Source organism: Pseudomonas sp. SJZ074, assembly GCF_007828215.1.
Classification (GTDB): domain Bacteria; phylum Pseudomonadota; class Gammaproteobacteria; order Pseudomonadales; family Pseudomonadaceae; genus Aquipseudomonas.
Window position 1 is genome coordinate 38380 of sequence record NZ_VIUE01000029.1, and the last position, 17967, is coordinate 56346.

The 17967-nt window shown below is 61.6% G+C and carries 16 protein-coding genes; 12 read left to right on the forward strand and 4 right to left on the reverse strand.

What is annotated here, in order from left to right; translation table 11 throughout:
• Positions 1 to 93: 93 nt before the first annotated feature.
• Positions 94 to 1377 (reverse strand): Zn-dependent hydrolase, encoded by a 1284-nt coding sequence (locus FBX99_RS23880; RefSeq protein ID WP_145133126.1) that lies wholly within the window; start codon positions 1375 to 1377, stop codon positions 94 to 96.
• 151 nt (positions 1378 to 1528) lie between these two features.
• Entirely contained in the window at positions 1529 to 3013 is a 1485-nt protein-coding gene (locus tag FBX99_RS23890; protein WP_144925215.1) for an NCS1 family nucleobase:cation symporter-1, read from the reverse strand.
• Here FBX99_RS23890 and FBX99_RS23895 point away from each other — a divergent pair.
• From FBX99_RS23895 to preA, 4 genes are all read left to right on the forward strand, one after another.
• Entirely contained in the window at positions 3012 to 3218 is a 207-nt protein-coding gene (locus FBX99_RS23895) for a hypothetical protein (RefSeq protein ID WP_144925218.1), read from the forward strand. The genes FBX99_RS23890 and FBX99_RS23895 overlap by 2 nt on opposite strands.
• 174 nt (positions 3219 to 3392) lie before the next feature.
• Positions 3393 to 4832: a dihydropyrimidinase gene (hydA, locus tag FBX99_RS23900; RefSeq protein ID WP_144925221.1), complete on the forward strand. Its 1440-nt coding sequence runs from the start codon at positions 3393 to 3395 to the stop codon at positions 4830 to 4832.
• Between the two features lie 182 nt (positions 4833 to 5014).
• Positions 5015 to 6382: an NAD(P)-dependent oxidoreductase gene (locus FBX99_RS23905; protein ID WP_145133130.1), complete on the forward strand. Its 1368-nt coding sequence runs from the start codon at positions 5015 to 5017 to the stop codon at positions 6380 to 6382.
• Entirely contained in the window at positions 6383 to 7657 is a 1275-nt protein-coding gene (gene preA / locus FBX99_RS23910) for an NAD-dependent dihydropyrimidine dehydrogenase subunit PreA (protein WP_145133132.1), read from the forward strand.
• Between the two features lie 114 nt (positions 7658 to 7771).
• Here preA and FBX99_RS23915 read toward each other — a convergent pair whose 3' ends face one another.
• On the reverse strand, positions 7772 to 8392 hold the full coding sequence (locus FBX99_RS23915; protein WP_144925230.1) for a TetR/AcrR family transcriptional regulator: 621 nt from the start codon (positions 8390 to 8392) through the stop codon (positions 7772 to 7774).
• Between the two features lie 558 nt (positions 8393 to 8950).
• Between FBX99_RS23915 and FBX99_RS23920 the strand changes: the two genes are divergently transcribed.
• The 7 genes from FBX99_RS23920 (at position 8951) to FBX99_RS23950 (ending at position 15974) form a co-directional block, all read left to right on the forward strand.
• A complete protein-coding gene (locus FBX99_RS23920; protein WP_256677807.1) occupies positions 8951 to 10180 on the forward strand; it encodes an OprD family porin in 1230 nt (409 codons plus the stop codon).
• Positions 10181 to 10325: 145 nt separating this feature from the next.
• Positions 10326 to 11147, forward strand: a complete 822-nt coding sequence (locus tag FBX99_RS23925; RefSeq protein ID WP_145133136.1) for an NAD(P)-dependent oxidoreductase — start codon at positions 10326 to 10328, stop codon at positions 11145 to 11147.
• A 42-nt stretch (positions 11148 to 11189) separates the two neighbouring features.
• Positions 11190 to 12095: an SMP-30/gluconolactonase/LRE family protein gene (locus tag FBX99_RS23930; RefSeq protein ID WP_145133138.1), complete on the forward strand. Its 906-nt coding sequence runs from the start codon at positions 11190 to 11192 to the stop codon at positions 12093 to 12095.
• A gap of 56 nt (positions 12096 to 12151) precedes the next feature.
• Positions 12152 to 13120: a TRAP transporter substrate-binding protein gene (locus FBX99_RS23935; RefSeq protein WP_144925241.1), complete on the forward strand. Its 969-nt coding sequence runs from the start codon at positions 12152 to 12154 to the stop codon at positions 13118 to 13120.
• Between the two features lie 76 nt (positions 13121 to 13196).
• Entirely contained in the window at positions 13197 to 13724 is a 528-nt protein-coding gene (locus FBX99_RS23940) for a TRAP transporter small permease (RefSeq protein WP_144925244.1), read from the forward strand.
• Positions 13724 to 15004 (forward strand): TRAP transporter large permease, encoded by a 1281-nt coding sequence (locus FBX99_RS23945; RefSeq protein ID WP_144925246.1) that lies wholly within the window; start codon positions 13724 to 13726, stop codon positions 15002 to 15004. The genes FBX99_RS23940 and FBX99_RS23945 overlap by 1 nt, the downstream gene beginning before the upstream one ends.
• Positions 15005 to 15107: 103 nt before the next feature.
• Entirely contained in the window at positions 15108 to 15974 is an 867-nt protein-coding gene (locus FBX99_RS23950; RefSeq protein WP_144925249.1) for an aldose 1-epimerase, read from the forward strand.
• A gap of 69 nt (positions 15975 to 16043) precedes the next feature.
• On the opposite strand, the gene FBX99_RS23955 is transcribed toward FBX99_RS23950, so the two are convergent.
• A complete protein-coding gene (locus tag FBX99_RS23955) occupies positions 16044 to 16844 on the reverse strand; it encodes a sulfite exporter TauE/SafE family protein (protein WP_144925252.1) in 801 nt (266 codons plus the stop codon).
• A 137-nt stretch (positions 16845 to 16981) separates the two neighbouring features.
• Here FBX99_RS23955 and FBX99_RS23960 point away from each other — a divergent pair, with 137 nt between their 5' ends.
• Positions 16982 to 17845: an MBL fold metallo-hydrolase gene (locus tag FBX99_RS23960; RefSeq protein ID WP_145133140.1), complete on the forward strand. Its 864-nt coding sequence runs from the start codon at positions 16982 to 16984 to the stop codon at positions 17843 to 17845.
• The last annotated feature ends 122 nt before the right edge of the window (positions 17846 to 17967 follow it).

The following is a 17967-nucleotide window of genomic DNA, read 5'->3' on the forward strand; positions in this document are numbered from 1 at the left end:
GTCTCCATAGGTCAGAAGCGCATGGAGGTTACGACCGTCCGTGGTCGCCGTGCGTTCCCTTGCAGGCGGTGGCGAAACCGCCGCCCCACTCGTTCAAGCCGCCATGCGTCCCTCGGCGATGGCCTGGGACGCGGCCAGCATTGCCCGCAGCAGCACCGCGCAACCGGCGGCAAGGTCGTCGGGGGCGGCGTTTTCAATCTCGTTGTGGCTGATCCCGCCTTCACAGGGCACGAAAATCATGCCGGCCGGGCCCAGTTCGGCGAGGAAAATCGCGTCATGGCCGGCGCCGCTGACGATGTCCATATGGGACAGGCCCAGACCCTGGGCGGCACCGCGGACGGCGTCGACACAACCCCGGTCGAAGTACAGCGGCGGGAAGTCGGCGGTGGGGGTCAACTCGTAGCTCAAGCCGTGTTGCCGGCAGGTGTCGTCGATGACCTGCTTGACCTCGGCGATCATCGAGTCCAACCGCGCCGGTTCCAGGTGACGGAAATCCAGGGTCATGCGCACCTCGCCCGGGATGACGTTTCGCGAGCCCGGGTAGGCCTGCAGGCAACCGACGGTGCCGCAGGCGTGGGGTTGATGGCCCAGGGCCGCGCGGTTGACAGCGCCGACGATGATCGATGCGCCAACCAGGGCGTCCTTACGCAGGTGCATCGGGGTCGGACCGGCATGAGCCTCGACCCCCCGCAGCGAGAGGTCGAACCACTTCTGCCCCAGGGCGCCCATGACGATGCCGATGGTCTTGTGTTCATCTTCCAGAATCGGGCCCTGTTCGATGTGCGCCTCGAAATATGCGCCCACGGGATGGCCGGTGACCTGACGCGGACCGGCATAGCCGATGGCATTCAGCGCCTGCCCCACGGTAATGCCTTCGGCGTCGACCTTGGCGAGGGTTTCTTCGAGGGTGAATTTCTCCGCGAACACCCCCGACCCCATCATGCACGGCGCGAAGCGCGAGCCTTCTTCGTTGGTCCACACCACCACTTCCAGAGGCGCTTCGGTTTCGATGTTCAGGTCATTAAGGGTGCGCAGCACCTCCAGCCCGGACAACACGCCAAAGCAACCATCAAATTTGCCACCGGTGGGCTGGGTGTCGATGTGGCTGCCGGTCATCACCGGCGGCAGGATCGGATTGCGCCCCGGACGACGGGCGAAAATATTGCCCACCCCATCGATGCTGACGGTGCAGCCGGCCGCCTCGGCCCACTGCACGAACAAGTCCCGGGCCTGGCGATCGAGGTCGGTCAAGGCTAGCCGACATACACCGCCCTTGACCGTGGCGCCCAAGCGGGCCAGGTCCATGAGTGACTGCCAGAGGCGGTCACGGTTGATGTGTTGGTGGGTGGATTGCAGGACGTCGACGGGGGCGTTCATGGAGATCTCCTTCAAAACATTTATCTCGCGTGTAATGCGATCCAGCGTGGGAGCGGGCTTGCTCGCGGAGGCGGTGTGTCAGTCGATATTGATGTTGACTGGCAGATTGCATTCGCGAGCAAGCCCGCTCCCACAGGACCGCATACATCCCTTATTGCAGCGGTGACTTGACGACAGCTGGGCTGGCGCCTTGCAACACGCACAACCCGTAATAAATCACCCCACCCAGCGCCGAGCCGGTGAACCAGCCGTAGCTGTAGAACCAGTTGAACGCATCGCTGCCCAAGGACAGCAGCGTCAAGGCCACCGGCACGCCGAAGGCGATGAAACCGTTCCAGTTCCACGCCGGGTAAACGTCGTCGCGGTACAACCCGGCCAGGTCCAGTTGTTGTTTCTTGATCAGGAAGTAATCCACCACCATGATCCCGGCAATCGGCCCCAGCAGGCTCGAATAACCCAGCAGCCAATTGGAATACACCGACTCGAGGCTGACGTCGGAGATGATCCAGCCGAGTTTCTTCAGCAGTTCGTGGGCCATCAGCGCCAATCCCACCAGCCCGGTCAGCATCACCGCCTTGGAGCGGCCGATCAGCTTGGGCGCGAGGTTCTGGAAGTCATTGGTGGGCGAGACGATGTTGGCGGCGGTGTTGGTCGAGAGCGTGGCGACGATAATCAGCACCATGGCCAGCGCCACCCACAACGGGCTCTGGATATGCCCGATCAAAGTCACCGGGTCGGAGACGGTCACGCCCACCAGTTTTTCCGAGGCGGCGGTCATGACCACGCCGAGGGAGGCGAACAGGAACATGGTCAGCGGCAAGCCGATGATCTGTCCCACGATCTGGTCCTTCTGGCTCCTGGCATAACGGCTGAAGTCCGGAATGTTCAACGACAGGGTTGCCCAGAAACCGACCATGGCCGTCAGCCCCGCCAGGAAGTAGCCGGTCACGCCAGCCCCCTCGGGCCGTTTGGCCGGGACCGCCATCAGTTCGGTCAGGGAGACATTGGGCAAGGCCCATACCAGCAGACCGGCCCCCACCAGCACCAGCAGCGGCGCAGACAGGGTTTCCAGCCACTTGATCGATTCGGCGCCGCGCAGCACCACCCACAGGTTCATCACCCAGAACATCATGAAGCCGAGTACCTCGCCCGTGCCCCCCAGGCTCTTCCAGCCCTCGAACACCGAACCGAGAAACAGGTGGATCGCCAGCCCGCCGAACATCGTCTGGATCCCGAACCAGCCGCACGCCACCAGGGCGCGGATCAGGCAAGGGACGTTAGAACCGATGACCCCGAAGGACGAGCGCAACAGCACCGGGAACGGAATGCCGTATTGGGTTCCGGCAAAGGCGTTCAGGGTCAGCGGAATCAATACGATGATGTTGGCAAACAGAATCGCCAGCAGCGCCTCGCCCACCGTCAGGCCGAAATAGGCAGTGAGTACGCCGCCGAGGGTATAGGTCGGCACGCAGATCGCCATGCCGACCCACAGGGCAGTGATGTGCCATTTGTTCCAGGTTCGCTCATGCACCTTGGTCGGTGCGATGTCGTGGTTGTAACGGGGGCTCTCGAGCACGTCGCTGCCGGCTTCAAGCTCAAACAACCCGTCGCGCTCGGTCACAGTTGATCTGGTCATGTCCGCTCCACTGTTTTCATTATTTTTGTTCATCGACGGGGCGATGGCCGGAGGACTTGCAGTAAGGCACGCGTACTACCACGGCTCAACGGCAGTCAAGCCGCTGATTTGCCGTAACAAATCTCGCTCAAATAACGATCCTGTCAAGCTCGTCAAAATGACCTGGAAGCGCAAAATCCTGCGTTTTTTTGTATTTAATCGTTAGTTTTCAATCAATTATTTAAAAAACCGACTTATCGAAAATAATCTTGCTCATTTCAATATCTCCAACTAGCGTCTAATCCTGACAGCAGTGACAGGAACACCCTCTCGCTGCACACCTTGATCGATACAACATCAAGAACCGACATCAGTCGGTCATGCCTGCGAGGAACTCGGAATGTCTCTGTTGATCCGTGGCGCCACCGTGATTACCCATGATGAAAGTTACCGCGCCGATGTGTTCTGTGCCGACGGCATGATCAAGGCCATCGGCGAAAACCTGGATGTTCCGGCCGCGGCCGAAGTGCTCGACGGCAGCGGTCAATACCTGATGCCCGGTGGCATCGATCCCCATACCCACATGCAGTTGCCATTCATGGGCACAGTGGCCAGCGAAGACTTCTTCAGCGGTACAGCCGCAGGCCTGGCCGGCGGGACCACATCGATCATCGACTTCGTGATTCCCAATCCCCAGCAGTCGCTGATGGAAGCTTTTCACCAATGGCGCGGCTGGGCCGAGAAAAGTGCCAGCGACTACGGTTTCCACGTCGCAATCACTTGGTGGAACGAGCAGGTCCGTGAAGAAATGGCCGAGCTGGTCAACCACCACGGCGTGAACAGCTTCAAGCATTTCATGGCCTACAAGAATGCGATCATGGCTGCCGACGACACGCTGGTGGCGAGCTTCGAACGCTGCCTGGAGCTGGGCGCGGTGCCCACCGTGCACGCCGAGAACGGCGAACTGGTCTACCACCTGCAACGCAAGCTGTTGGCCCAGGGCATCACCGGACCCGAAGCCCACCCGCTGTCACGGCCCTCGCAGGTGGAAGGCGAAGCCGCAAGCCGGGCCATCCGCATTGCCGAGACACTGGGCACGCCGTTGTACCTGGTGCACGTTTCCACCAAGGAGGCATTGGACGAAATCACCTATGCCCGCAGCAAAGGCCAACCGGTCTACGGTGAAGTGCTGGCCGGGCACCTGCTGCTAGACGACAGCGTTTATCGCCACCCCGACTGGCAGACCGCCGCCGGTTTCGTGATGAGCCCGCCCTTCCGTCCTCGCGGACATCAAGAGGCACTGTGGCACGGCTTGCAATCGGGCAACCTGCACACCACCGCCACCGACCATTGCTGTTTCTGCGCGGAACAGAAAGCCGCTGGTCGTGAGGACTTCAGCAAGATTCCCAACGGCACCGCCGGTATCGAAGACCGCATGGCCGTGCTCTGGGACGAAGGGGTCAACAGCGGCAAATTGTCGATGCAGGATTTCGTCGCCCTCACCTCCACCAACACCGCGAAAATCTTCAACCTCTACCCACGCAAGGGGGCGATCCGCGTCGGCGCCGACGCCGACCTGGTGCTCTGGGATCCCCAAGGCAGCCGCACGATTTCGGCCAAGACCCATCATCAGCAGGTGGATTTCAACATCTTCGAAGGCAAGACCGTGTGCGGCGTGCCCAGCCATACCATCAGCCAGGGTCGGCTGGTGTGGGCCGACGGTGACCTGCGGGCCGAGCGCGGTGCCGGGCGCTATGTCGAACGACCGGCGTATCCGGCGGTGTTCGATCTGCTGAGCAAGCGGGCTGAGTGGAATAAGCCAACCGCCGTGAAACGCTGACATCCAGGCCTGCGGCCTTCGCGAGCAAGCCCGCTCCCACATTGGATCTGGGATAGACGCAGATATGTGGTGTGCCGCAAATCCCTTGTGGGAGCGGGCTTGCCCGCGAAGGCGTCAGTCCAGACACCGAAAAAACCACTGCCCACCAGAGGCAGCACCTCAAACACCGTGAGGCCCATTCCATGATCCAGCCCTTGAGTCACCTTCCCCATTCCCAGGAAGACCCGGCCACCCTCGCCGCCCGCTTCAGCGACCTGGCGCCACCGCTCAACGCCAGGCAAGCGCATCTGGAAGCGTCCCGATGCCTGTATTGCTACGACGCCCCATGCGTAAACGCTTGCCCGAGCGAAATCGATATTCCTTCGTTCATTCGCAACATCCACCAGGACAACGTCCAAGGCGCGGCCCAGAAAATCCTCTCGGCCAACATCCTCGGCGGCAGTTGCGCCCGGGTCTGCCCCACAGAGGTCCTGTGCCAGCAAGCCTGCGTACGCAACAACGCCCACGAATGCGCGCCGGTGTTGATTGGCTCGCTGCAACGCTACGCGGTGGACAACGCCCGCTTCAGTGAACACCCGTTCAAACGGGCTGCCGCCACCGGCAAGCGCATCGCCGTGGTCGGTGCCGGCCCGGCGGGCCTGTCCTGCGCTCACCGCAGTGCGATGCACGGCCATGACGTGGTGATTTTCGAGGCTCGGGACAAAGCCGGTGGCCTCAACGAATACGGGATCGCCAAGTACAAGCTGGTGGACGATTACGCCCAGCGCGAGCTGGACTTCCTGCTGGAGATCGGCGGCATCGAAATCCGCCACGGCCAGAAGCTGGGGGAAAACCTCAGCCTGAGCGACTTGCACCAACAGTTCGATGCGGTGTTCCTCGGCCTCGGCCTGGCCGCCAGCAAACAATTGGGCCTGAGCGATGAGCAAGCGCCGGGGCTGCTGGCCGCCACCGAGTACATCCGTGAACTGCGCCAGGCCGACGACCTCAGCCAGTTGCCGCTGGCCGATCGTTGCATCGTGCTCGGAGCCGGCAACACCGCCATCGACATGGCCGTGCAGATGGCTCGCCTCGGCGCCCGGGACGTCAGCCTGGTCTACCGTCGTGGCCTTGAAGACATGGGGGCCACCTTGCATGAGCAAGACATCGCCAAGGCCAATCAGGTGCGTCTGCTGACCTGGGCCCAACCGCAACAGGTATTGCTCGACGACGCCGGGCATGTGCGGGGCATGCGCTTTTCCCGTACCCATCTTGAAAACGGTCGACTGGTCATCGGTGCCGAGACCTTCGACCTGGCCGCCGACGCCGTTTTCAAAGCCATCGGCCAAGCCTTCGATGACAACGCGCTGGTGGACCCACTGGCCCGGGAACTCAAGCGCCAGGACGGGCGGATCCTGGTGGACGAACACCTGCGCACCAGCATTCCCGGTGTCTATGCCGGCGGCGATTGCACCAGCCTGGACCAGGACCTCACCGTGCAGGCGGTGCAGCACGGTAAACTCGCCGCCGAGGCGATCAACGCTCAACTGATGCTCAACGTGGAGGCTGCGTAAATGGCCGATCTGTCGATTGTCTTCGCCGGCATCAAAGCCCCCAACCCGTTCTGGCTGGCCTCCGCGCCGCCCACCGACAAGGCCTACAACGTCGTCCGCGCCTTCAAGGCCGGCTGGGGTGGCGTGGTCTGGAAAACCCTCGGTGAGGATCCGGCAGCCGTGAATGTGTCCTCGCGTTATTCGGCCCACTACGGTGCCAATCGCGAGGTCTTGGGCATCAACAACATCGAGCTGATCACCGACCGTTCCCTGGAGATCAACCTGCGGGAAATCACCCAGGTGAAAAAGGACTGGCCGGACCGGGCCTTGATCGTGTCGCTGATGGTGCCCTGTGTCGAAGCCTCCTGGAAAAACATCCTGCCCCTGGTGGAAGCCACCGGCGCCGATGGCATCGAGCTGAACTTCGGCTGCCCCCACGGCATGCCGGAACGGGGCATGGGCGCGGCGGTCGGCCAAGTGCCGGAGTACGTCGAACAGGTGACCCGCTGGTGCAAGACCTATTGCTCGTTGCCGGTGATCGTCAAGCTCACGCCGAACATCACCGACATCCGCGTCGCCGCCCGGGCCGCCCATCGCGGTGGCGCGGACGCGGTGTCGCTGATCAACACCATCAACTCCATCACCAGCGTCGACCTGGAGCGCATGGTCGCCCTGCCCAGCGTCGGCAGCCAGAGCACCCATGGCGGTTACTGCGGTTCGGCGGTCAAGCCCATCGCGCTGAACATGGTCGCCGAAATCGCTCGCGACCCGCAGACCCAGGGCTTGCCGATCTGCGGCATCGGCGGCATCGGCAGTTGGCGCGACGCGGCGGAATTCATCGCCCTGGGCAGCGGCGCGGTGCAGGTGTGCACGGCGGCGATGCTGCACGGTTTTCGCATCGTGGACGAGATGAAGGACGGCCTGTCGCGGTGGATGGACGAGCACGGCCACGCCAACCTCCAGGCGTTCTCCGGTCGCGCGGTGGGCAACACCACCGATTGGAAATACCTGGACATCAACTACCAGGTCATCGCCAGGATCGACCAGGAAGCCTGCATCGGATGCGGTCGCTGCCACATCGCCTGCGAAGACACCTCACACCAGGCCATTGCCAGCCTCAAGCAGGCGGACGGCACGCGTAAATATGAAGTGATTGATGAGGAATGCGTGGGCTGCAACCTGTGCCAGATCACCTGCCCGGTGCAGGATTGCATCGAGATGGTGCCGGTGGAAACGGGCAAGCCATTTCTGGACTGGGACCATGATCCGCGTAATCCCTATCATGTAGCCGTTTGAGAGCTGCGGTGCCTGGACTGGCGCCATCGCGAGCAGGCTCGCTCCCACAGGGGATCGCATTTCCAATGTGGGAGCGAGCCTGCGCGCGATGGCATCATCAGCCCTACCACAACACTAAGGCTCCAACCCGATCCCCCGCAAAATCACCCCGGTCACCGTCTGCACTGCCCGTTCGAATTGCATGTCGGACAGCGGCTGGTGGTCATTGAGAATATTGATCTGGTGGTCGAAGTCGGCGTAGTGCTGGGTCGAAGCCCAGATCATGTAGAGCAGGCTCGAGGGCTCCACCGGGAGGATGCGTTTGTCCTCCACCCACTGGCGGATCTTTGCTTCCTTCATCTTGGCCCATTCATAGAGGCTGGCGTCCAGCGCCTGGCCCAGGGTCGGGGCACCATGGATGATTTCGTTGGCCCAGACCTTGGAGCCATAGGGTCGGCTGCGGGAGTGGTTCATCTTGGCGCGGATGTAGCTGCTGAGCACCACCCGCGGGTCGTCGAACATTTCGAAGCACAAGGCATCCTGTTTCCACACCTCCAGCAGATCGAACAGCACGGCGCTGTACAGTTCGCTTTTGGTGCTGAAGTAGTAATGCAGGTTGGAACGCGGCAATTGCACTTCGGCGGCGATGTCGGCCATGGCGGTGCTGCCGAAGCCTTTCTCGGCAAAGACCTTCTCGGCGGCCAACAGGATTTTCTCAACGTTACTGCGACGAATCTCGATCTTGTGATTGCCCATGAGGGCTCCCTGGCAACAGCGTTGCTCAAGACTAGCATCCGCCCACTGTTGAAAACACTGGGGGCTCGTTCCCCATTTGACCGTGCAAGTTCAGGCGGATGTACACAATGCCCCTGTGGCGAGGGAACTTGCTCCCTCGCCACAGGGGGTGGTGGTGAGTCGGCTAGCGCTTCCCTAAATCCCCTCGCCACAAGAGACCGCACCGTCAATTAGATCGCGGGCATTCGACTAATGTCTTAGACCAGTCATCGCACAACCAATCACCCTACCCACTATCCTCAAACCACAGATCTGCCCCGGCGCTACGCCTGCGATCTTGACCTCGCCCAGCAACAGCCATTGAAACGCCTCATCTTGAAGCACAGCCGAGTTGGACAATTCCGATAATGGCCAGTTGACAATGAGCAGCCGCTTCCAAATAATCCCCCCATGTTGTACGACGACGTATGACAAAAATAAAAAAAACAAAAAAGTAGGAGCGTCATAGTGAGCACACGTGTCCGTTTTTCGCCCGATCACCGTCCAAACCGCCGTACCCTTCTCAACGCCAGCCCCGCCCTGGTCCTGCTCGGTTGCAGCAGCCTCGCCGCGTTTCTGCCAACGGCCGCCAGTGCCGAAGGCTTCGTCGATGATGCCAAGGCCACGCTGAACCTGCGCAACGCCTATTTCAACCGCAACTTCACCAACCCGAACAACGCCCAGGGCAAGGCCGAGGAATGGACCCAGAGTTTCATCCTCGACGCCAAGTCCGGTTTCACCCAGGGCCCGGTGGGGTTCGGCATGGACGTGTTGGGCCTGTACTCGATCAAGCTCGATGGCGGTAAAGGCACCGCCGGCACCCAGCTGCTGCCGGTGCATGACGACGGTCGTCCGGCCGACGACTTCGGCCGTTTGGGCGTGGCCCTGAAGGCCAAGGTGTCGAAGACCGAATTGAAGGTCGGTGAATGGATGCCGGTGCTGCCGATCTTGCGTTCCGACGACGGCCGCTCCCTGCCGCAAACCTTCCGCGGCGGCCAGGTGACCTCCACCGAGATCAGCGGCCTGAGCCTCTATGGCGGTCAGTTCCGCGGCAACAGCCCGCGCAACGATGCGAGCATGGAAGACATGTTCATGAACGGCCGCCCGGCCTTCACCTCCGACCGCTTCAACTTCGGCGGCGGCGAATATGCCTTCAACGACAAACGCACCCAGGTCGGCGTCTGGTACGCGGAACTGAGCGACATCTACCAGCAACAGTATTTCAACCTGACCCACAGCCAGCCCATCGGCGACTGGACCCTGGGCGCCAACCTCGGTTACTTCACCGGCAAGGAAAACGGCAGTGCCCTGGCCGGCGACCTGGACAACAGAACCGCGTTCGCCATGCTCTCGGCCAAGTACGGTGGCAACACCTTCTACGTCGGCCTGCAGAAACTCAGCGGCGACGATGCCTGGATGCGTGTCAACGGCACCAGCGGCGGCACCCTGGCCAACGACAGCTATAACTCCAGCTACGACAACGCCAAGGAAAAATCCTGGCAACTGCGCCACGACTTCAACTTCGCCGCCGTCGGCGTGCCGGGCCTGACGTTGATGAACCGCTACATCAGCGGTGACAACGTGCACACCGCCACGGTGGACGATGGCAAGGAATGGGGTCGCGAGACCGAACTGGCCTACACCGTGCAGAGCGGCGCGTTGAAGAGCCTCAACGTGAAATGGCGTAACTCGACGATGCGCCGGGACTTCAGCACCAACGAGTTCGATGAGAACCGTATTTTCATCAGCTACCCGATCAGTTTGTTGTAAGGCGGTTGGGTGAGTCTGCTGGTGAGGGAGCTGCTGGGTCGGCGCCTTCGCGAGCAGACTCGCCCCCACAAGGAAAGGTCACCCTTTGCCCGCGGTCATATGGCCTATACAACGGATATCACTCATTGTTTGCTCAGGTAATGCCATGACTACGACACCGATTCGCCACCCCCTCAATCGCCTGCTGCTGACCGGCGCCGCCGGCGGCCTGGGCAAAGTCCTGCGCGAGCGCCTCAAGCCTTTCGCCCGTCATATCCGGCTTTCGGACATCGCCAACATGGCCCCGGCCATCGATGAAAGCGAAGAAGTGGTGCCGTGCGACCTGTCTGATAAGCACGCCGTGCACCAACTGGTGGAAGGTGTCGATGCCATCCTGCACTTCGGGGGTGTTTCGGTGGAGCGCCCGTTCGAAGAAATCCTGGGCGCCAACATCAGTGGCGTGTTCCACATCTATGAAGCCGCCCGCAAGCACGGTGTCAAGCGGGTGATCTTCGCCAGTTCCAACCACGTCATCGGCTTCTACAAGCAGGACGAGGCCCTCGACGCCCTCTCCCCGCGTCGCCCGGATGGCTACTACGGCCTGTCCAAGTCCTACGGCGAAGACGTCGCCAGTTTCTACTTCGATCGCTACGGCATCGAGACCGTGAGCATCCGCATCGGTTCGTCGTTCGCCGAGCCACAGAACCGCCGGATGATGAGCACCTGGCTGAGTTTCGACGACCTCACCCAACTGATCGAATGCTCGCTCTACACGCCAAAGGTCGGCCACACCGTGGTCTACGGCGTGTCCGCCAACCGCGACGTCTGGTGGGACAACAGCCACGCCGCGCACCTGGGTTACCAACCCAAGGACACTTCCGAGATTTTCCGCGACAAGATCGAAGCCCAGCCAATGCCGGCCGCCGATGACCCGGCCAGGATCTACCAGGGCGGTGCGTTCGTCGCAGCCGGCCCGTTCGACGACTGATTGGCCTGTTTCCATGGGATACGAACGTACAAAGGAATCACCATGCAAGCCGAATTGATTGTCGATGCGCGCAACGCCGTCGGGGAGAGCCCGGTATGGGTCCCCGAGGAAAACGCCCTGTATTGGGTAAACATCCCCAGCGGCGGCCTGCAACGCTGGAATGCCAGCAGCGGAAAAGTCCAAGGCTGGGAAGCTCCCGAAATGCTTGCCTGCATTGCCCGTCACCAGGACGGCGGCTGGGTCGCGGGCATGGAAAGCGGTTTCTTCCGCCTGCATCCCCATGACGACGGCAGCCTGGACAGCGAACTCTGTGCGAGCGTCGAGCACAGCCGCGTCGACATGCGCCTCAACGATGGCCGTTGCGACCGCCAGGGCCGCTTCTGGGCCGGCAGCATGGTGCTGAACATGGCCGCCAACGTCGATGAAGGCCGGATGTACCGGTATGAAGCCGGGCAGCGCAGCCCGGTCGAGGCGCAACTGAGCGGTTTCATCGTGCCCAATGGCCTGGGCTTCAGCCCGGATGGGCGGACAATGTACCTCTCCGACTCACACCCGTTGGTCCAGCAGATCTGGGCTTTCGATTACGACATCGACAGTGGTACGCCGTCCAACCGGCGTCTGTTCGTCGACATGCTGCCCCTGGCCGGTCGCCCGGACGGCGCGGCGGTAGACGCCGATGGTTGCTACTGGATCTGCGCCAACGACGCCGGCCTGATCCACCGTTTTACCCCGGATGGCCGACTGGATCGTTCGCTGGCCGTACCGGTGAAGAAACCGACGATGTGCGCCTTTGGCGGCAGCCGTCTGGACACCCTGTTCGTCACCTCAATCCGCCCCGGCGATGACAACGACCCGCAATCCCTGGCCGGTGGCGTGTTCGCCCTTCACCCCGGCGTCAAGGGTCTGGCTGAACCTGCCTTCGGAGGACGGAAACACTCCGCGAACTGATCTGCTTTGCCGCTTCACATCGATAGACATAAAAACAACAACACTGGAGATTGAACATGAATTTCAAACGCACACTTTTGATCGCCGCTTTGCCCCTGGCCTTCCTGGCGCAGGCGGCTCATGCCCTCGATATCAAGATCGCCGACATCCACCCCAAAGGCTACCCGACCGTGGTCGCCGAGGAGTCCATGGGTAAAACCCTGGAAAAGGAGAGCAACGGCGAGCTGAAGTTCAAGTATTTCCCAGGTGGCGTACTGGGTTCTGAAAAAGAAGTCATCGAACAGATGCAAGCCGGCGCGATCCAGATGTCTCGCGTGAGTTTGGGCATCGTCGGCCCTGTGGTGCCGGACGTGAACGTCTTCAACATGCCGTTCATCTTCCGCGACCAGGCGCACATGCGCGCCGTCATCGACGGTGAAGTGGGCGATGCGATCCTCGACCGGATCACCAACTCCGAGTTTGGCCTGGTGGCCCTGGCCTGGATGGACGGCGGCACGCGCAACCTCTACACCAAGAAACCGGTGCGCAAGCTCGAAGACCTTAAGGGCATGAAGATTCGTGTCCAGGGCAACCCGATGTTCATCGACACCATCAATGCCATGGGCGGCAACGGCATCGCCATGGACACCGGCGAGATCTTCAGCGCCCTGCAGACCGGCGTGATAGATGGCGCGGAAAACAACCCGCCGACCATGCTCGAACATAACCACTACCAGAACGCCAAGTTCTATAGTCTGACCGGTCACCTGATCCTGCCCGAGCCGATCGTGATGTCGAAAATCACCTGGAACAAGCTCACGCCGCAGCAACAGGACATGGTGAAAAAAGCCGCCAAGGCGGCCCAGGCCGAAGAGCGCGAGCTGTGGGACAAGAAGTCCGCTGCCAGTGAAGAAAAACTCAAGGCAGCTGGCGTCGAGTTCATCACCGTCGACAAGAAACCTTTCTACGACGCCACCGCACCGATCCGGGCCAAATACGGCGCGCCATATGCCGATCTGATCAAGCGTATCGAAGCGGTCCAGTAACCCCTCTCGATCTGTACTCATGAAAAGGCTGGGCGCGCCTGCGGTTAAAAGGCGCGCCCGGTTACGGTGGAACCCGATGAAGAATTCACTGCTGCGTATCAACGACACGATTTACATGACTTGCATCTGGGTGGCCGGCCTTTCTGTCCTTGCCGTTGCGCTGATGATTCCGTGGGGGGTGTTTGCCCGCTACGTACTCGGTACCGGTTCAAGCTGGCCAGAGCCCACCGCCATCCTGCTGATGATCGTATTTACCTTCATCGGTGCCGCCGCCAGCTACCGCTCCGGCTCGCACATGGCCGTGGACATGGTCACCAGCCGGCTGCCCCCGCGCTGGCAAACCCTGGCTTCGGTTTTCACCCAGCTCTTGATGGCTGCGGTGTGCATTTTCATGACCATCTGGGGCACCAAGTTGTGCATGACCACCTGGAATCAATTCATGAGCGCCATCCCCACCCTGCGCGTCGGCATCACCTACATGCCGATCCCGATCGGCGGTTTCCTGACCCTGATTTTCGTCCTGGAAAAACTCTTGCTAGGTGATCAAAGCCAGCGTCGGGTCGTGCAGTTCGACCTGGTTGAAGAAAACGAAGGTGCCGCTTAATGGACGCTCTGATTCTGCTGGGCAGTTTTTTGTTGTTGATCCTGATCGGCATGCCGGTCGCCTACGCGCTGGGCGCTGCCGCCCTGATCGGTGCGTGGTGGATCGATATTCCGTTCCAGGCCATGATGATTCAGATAACGGGCGGCGTGAACAAGTTCTCGTTGTTGGCCATCCCCTTCTTCGTTCTGGCCGGTGCGATCATGGCCGAGGGCGGCATGTCCCGCCGCCTGGTGGCATTCGCCAGCGTGTTGGTAGGCTTCGTGCGCGGTGGTCTGTCATTGGTCAACCTCGTGGCCTCGAGTTTTTTTGGCGCGATCTCCGGTTCCTCGGTAGCCGATACCGCTTCGGTCGGTTCGGTGCTGATCCCGGAAATGGAACGCCGCGGCTATCCGCGTGAGTTCGCCACCGCTGTCACCGTCAGTGGTTCGGTGCAAGCGCTGCTCACGCCGCCAAGCCACAACGCGGTGCTGTACTCCCTCGCCGCTGGCGGCACCGTTTCCATCGGATCGCTGTTCATGGCGGGCATCGTCCCCGGCATCATGATGAACCTCTGCTTGATGGCGCTGTGTCTGGTCTTTGCGAGGAAGCGCAATTACCCCAAGGGCGAGGTGATTCCGCTCAAGCAAGCGTTGAAGATCTGCAAGGAAGCCATGTGGGGCATGATGACCCTGTTCATCATCCTCGGCGGCATTCTCTCGGGCGTTTTCACCGCCACCGAATCGGCCGCCATTGCGGTGGTGTGGGCATTCTTCGTGACCATGTGCATCTATCGCGACTACAAGTGGAGCGAGTTGCCGAAACTGATGCACCGTACGGTACGCACCATCTCCATCGTGATGATCCTGATCGGCTTCGCCGCCAGCTTCGGCTACATCATGACGCTGATGGAAATCCCGGCGAAGATCACCACTGCGTTCCTGACGCTGTCGGACAACCGCTACGTGATCCTGATGTGCATCAACGTGATGTTGCTGCTGCTGGGCACCGTGATGGACATGGCGCCGCTGATCCTGATCCTGACGCCGATCCTGATGCCGGTGATCGTGGGCATTGGTGTGGACCCGGTGCAGTTCGGCATGATCATGCTGGTGAACCTGGGGATCGGCCTGATTACCCCACCGGTGGGCGCAGTGCTGTTCGTCGGCTCGGCCATTGGCAAGGTCAGTATCGAAAGCACCGTCAAGGCCCTGCTGCCGTTCTACGCCATGTTGTTCCTGGTGCTGCTGCTGGTGACTTACGTCCCGGCCATTTCGCTCTGGTTGCCGCATCTGGTGTTGTAACTCGAAGCACATCCCCTTTGCGGCGAGGGATTCATTCCCTCGCCGCAACAGCGTTCACATAGAAACCCTTGCACCGCCCTCCTACCCTGCAGACAACGCCCACATGACTTCCCTCCTGCACCTAGAAGACGAACTCACCCACCTTACCCTGGCGCCTCACCTGGGTGCCAGCCTGGTCAGTTGGACCTTGCGCAGCAACGGCCAGCCTCTGCTGCGCCCGCCCGCACCCCAGGCCCTGGAAAACCGCCTGCCCGGCAAGCTCGGCTGTTTTCCATTGATCCCCTGGTCGAACCGGATCGCCAAAGGCGGCTTCGATTGTCCCGGCGGCTGGCTGGCATTGGAGACCAACAGCCCCAACGATCCGTTTCCGATCCATGGCAGCGCCTGGCAGCAACCGTGGCAGGTGATCGAACAGGGCCCTCAGGAGGCGTTGCTGCAACTGCACAGCCAATACCCATTCGCCTATTGCGCCAGCCTGCGCATCCGCCTGGACGGCGGCCAGTTGCACTTCGCAATGCATATCACGCACATGGCCGAACAGCCGGCCTGGCATGGGTTGGGCTTGCATCCCTACTTTCCCCGGACCCTCAATACCCGCCTGCAAACCCGCGCCACCGACGTCTGGCTATGCGACGCCACGAAGCTGCCGACGGAACTGAGTGCCGTCCCCGCGCACTGGAACTTCCAACAGCCTCGCGTGCTGCCGGATACCCTCGTGGACAATGGTTTCGGCGGTTGGGACGGACACTGCCTGATCGAGCAGCCCGACCTGGGCTATGCATTGGAATGCCAGGCCAGCGGCTGCGATTACTTCCTGCTGTACTGCCCCGTGGGCCTGGATTTCTTTTGCATCGAACCGGTCAGCCACCCGGTCAACGCCCACCACCTGCCGGGACGGCCGGGGTTGCGTTTGCTGGAGCAAGGGCAATCGGTAGCGATGGAGTTTTCGATGCGGTGCCGGTTGTTGTGACCACAACCTGTGGCGAGGGGATTTATCCCCTCGCCACAAAAGCATCACAAGCTACAGGGTGTAAGTACGCTACGCCCGCACGAGCATATACACCGCCACCCCCAGACACACCCCGGCAAACCCCACCTGTAACACCCGGGCCGGGATCCGGGACGCCAGCCGCCGGCCCAGCACCATGCCAACAATACTGGCCACGATGAACACCGCCCCGACCTGATCGATACGCACCCCCGCATGCAAGGCCCCTGCCACGCCGATCAGCGAAATCAGGCTGATGACCATCAGCGAGGTTGCGACGATCCCGCGCATCTGCACGTCGGTCAGTTGCTTGAATGCCGGCACGATCAGGAAACCACCGCCCACGCCCAGCAGGCCGGACACCACCCCGGTCACCGCACCGAGCGTCGCCAGCGTGGCAGTGCAGCGCGGGGTCCAGGCCAGGCGTCCGGTCTGGCGGTCGAGCATGCAGTTTTTCTGACCCCAACTGGCGGCGCCATGATCGCTGGGTGCCACTTGCGGCGTTTCACGACGCAACATGCGCGCCGCCACCAGCACCATCAGCAGGCTGAACAGCATCATCAGGATTTTTTCCGAAAGCTGGTGGGCAAGGTAGATGCCCAGCGGCGAAAACACCGCGCCCAGCAGTGCGATCAGCAACGCCGCGCGATAGCGCACCAGGCCATGGCGCAAGCCATCGATGGCGCCCACCGCCGCCGCACTGCCCACGGCGAACAACGCCACGGGCGCGGCCTGAGTCATGGTCAAACCCAGCCCCAGTACCAACGCCGGAACCGCGAGGATGCCGCCCCCGGCCCCGGTCAATCCCAGGACCAGGCCCATGACCACGCCGAAAAAACTTGCCAGCAACATAAGATTCTCTCAAACAGCGCACACCTGTTGGCAGGTGCGATCGCATTTGCAGGACGCCTTGGCCCTCACTAAGCTGCGGACCATATGTTGCTAACCTTACGTGTTGCAACCGGTTCCTTCCGCACAGGTTAGTCGTCATGCCCGCGCAGATCCAAAGCTTCCTCGACCCCGCTTCAAAGACCTACACCCATGTCGTTTATGAGCAGGACGCCGGGCAATGCGCGGTGGTCGATCCGGTGCTCGACTACGACCCGGCCTCGGGGCGCAGCGGCACCACGCAGGCCGACCGGGTGATCGCGTTCGTGCGGGAACACCGGTTGACCGTGCAATGGTTGCTGGAAACCCACGCCCACGCCGATCACCTCTCCGCCGCGCCTTACCTGCGACGGGAACTGGGTGGCAAGATCGCCATCGGCGAGTCCATCGGCCAGGTCCAGAACGTGTTCAAGGCGCTGTTCAACCTCGAAGCGCAGTTTGCCGTGGATGGTTCGCAGTTCGATCATCTGTTCGGCCCCGATGAAACATTCTTCATCGGCAACCTCAAGGCCACTGCGCTGCACGTGCCCGGTCATACCCCGGCGGACATGGCCTACCTGATCGACGACGAGGTGATCCTGGTGGGTGATACGCTGTTCATGCCCGATGTCGGCAGTGCCCGTTGTGACTTCCCGGGCGGCAACGCCCACCAGCTCTACGCCTCGATCCACAAGCTGTTGGCCTTCCCCGCCGGCGTGCGGTTATATGTGTGTCATGACTACCCGCCGGAGCATCGCGAGCCCCACTGCATGAGCACCGTGGGCGAACAGCGCCGGCACAATATCCACGTTCACGATGGCATCGACGAAGCCACCTTCGTCGCCATGCGCACCCAGCGCGACGCCACGCTGGGCATGCCGACGCTGCTGTTGCCGGCGATCCAGGTCAATGTGCGGGCAGGCAACCTGCCGCCGGCCGAGGCCAATGGCGTGACCTATCTGAAGATTCCGCTCAACCAGCTTTGAGAAAGCCTGTGAGAGCTGTAGTCGGTTCGCACTTCACTGACGCGGACCACCCTTGTGGGAGCGGGCTTGCTCGCGAAGGCGGTGTATCAGTCGACGTTGATGTCGCCTGATACACCGCCTTC

What these genes read in the sequence shown, in the direction of transcription:
- FBX99_RS23880 (WP_145133126.1), bottom strand. Translation starts at nt 1,377, where the DNA reads ATGAACGCCCCCGTCGACGTCCTGCAATCCACCCACCAACACATCAAC.
- FBX99_RS23895 (WP_144925218.1), top strand. Translation starts at nt 3,012, where the DNA reads ATGTCCGCTCCACTGTTTTCATTATTTTTGTTCATCGACGGGGCGATG.
- FBX99_RS23890 (WP_144925215.1), bottom strand. Translation starts at nt 3,013, where the DNA reads ATGACCAGATCAACTGTGACCGAGCGCGACGGGTTGTTTGAGCTTGAA.
- hydA (WP_144925221.1), top strand. Translation starts at nt 3,393, where the DNA reads ATGTCTCTGTTGATCCGTGGCGCCACCGTGATTACCCATGATGAAAGT.
- FBX99_RS23905 (WP_145133130.1), top strand. Translation starts at nt 5,015, where the DNA reads ATGATCCAGCCCTTGAGTCACCTTCCCCATTCCCAGGAAGACCCGGCC.
- preA (WP_145133132.1), top strand. Translation starts at nt 6,383, where the DNA reads ATGGCCGATCTGTCGATTGTCTTCGCCGGCATCAAAGCCCCCAACCCG.
- FBX99_RS23915 (WP_144925230.1), bottom strand. Translation starts at nt 8,392, where the DNA reads ATGGGCAATCACAAGATCGAGATTCGTCGCAGTAACGTTGAGAAAATC.
- FBX99_RS23925 (WP_145133136.1), top strand. Translation starts at nt 10,326, where the DNA reads ATGACTACGACACCGATTCGCCACCCCCTCAATCGCCTGCTGCTGACC.
- FBX99_RS23930 (WP_145133138.1), top strand. Translation starts at nt 11,190, where the DNA reads ATGCAAGCCGAATTGATTGTCGATGCGCGCAACGCCGTCGGGGAGAGC.
- FBX99_RS23935 (WP_144925241.1), top strand. Translation starts at nt 12,152, where the DNA reads ATGAATTTCAAACGCACACTTTTGATCGCCGCTTTGCCCCTGGCCTTC.
- FBX99_RS23940 (WP_144925244.1), top strand. Translation starts at nt 13,197, where the DNA reads ATGAAGAATTCACTGCTGCGTATCAACGACACGATTTACATGACTTGC.
- FBX99_RS23945 (WP_144925246.1), top strand. Translation starts at nt 13,724, where the DNA reads ATGGACGCTCTGATTCTGCTGGGCAGTTTTTTGTTGTTGATCCTGATC.
- FBX99_RS23950 (WP_144925249.1), top strand. Translation starts at nt 15,108, where the DNA reads ATGACTTCCCTCCTGCACCTAGAAGACGAACTCACCCACCTTACCCTG.
- FBX99_RS23955 (WP_144925252.1), bottom strand. Translation starts at nt 16,844, where the DNA reads ATGTTGCTGGCAAGTTTTTTCGGCGTGGTCATGGGCCTGGTCCTGGGA.
- FBX99_RS23960 (WP_145133140.1), top strand. Translation starts at nt 16,982, where the DNA reads ATGCCCGCGCAGATCCAAAGCTTCCTCGACCCCGCTTCAAAGACCTAC.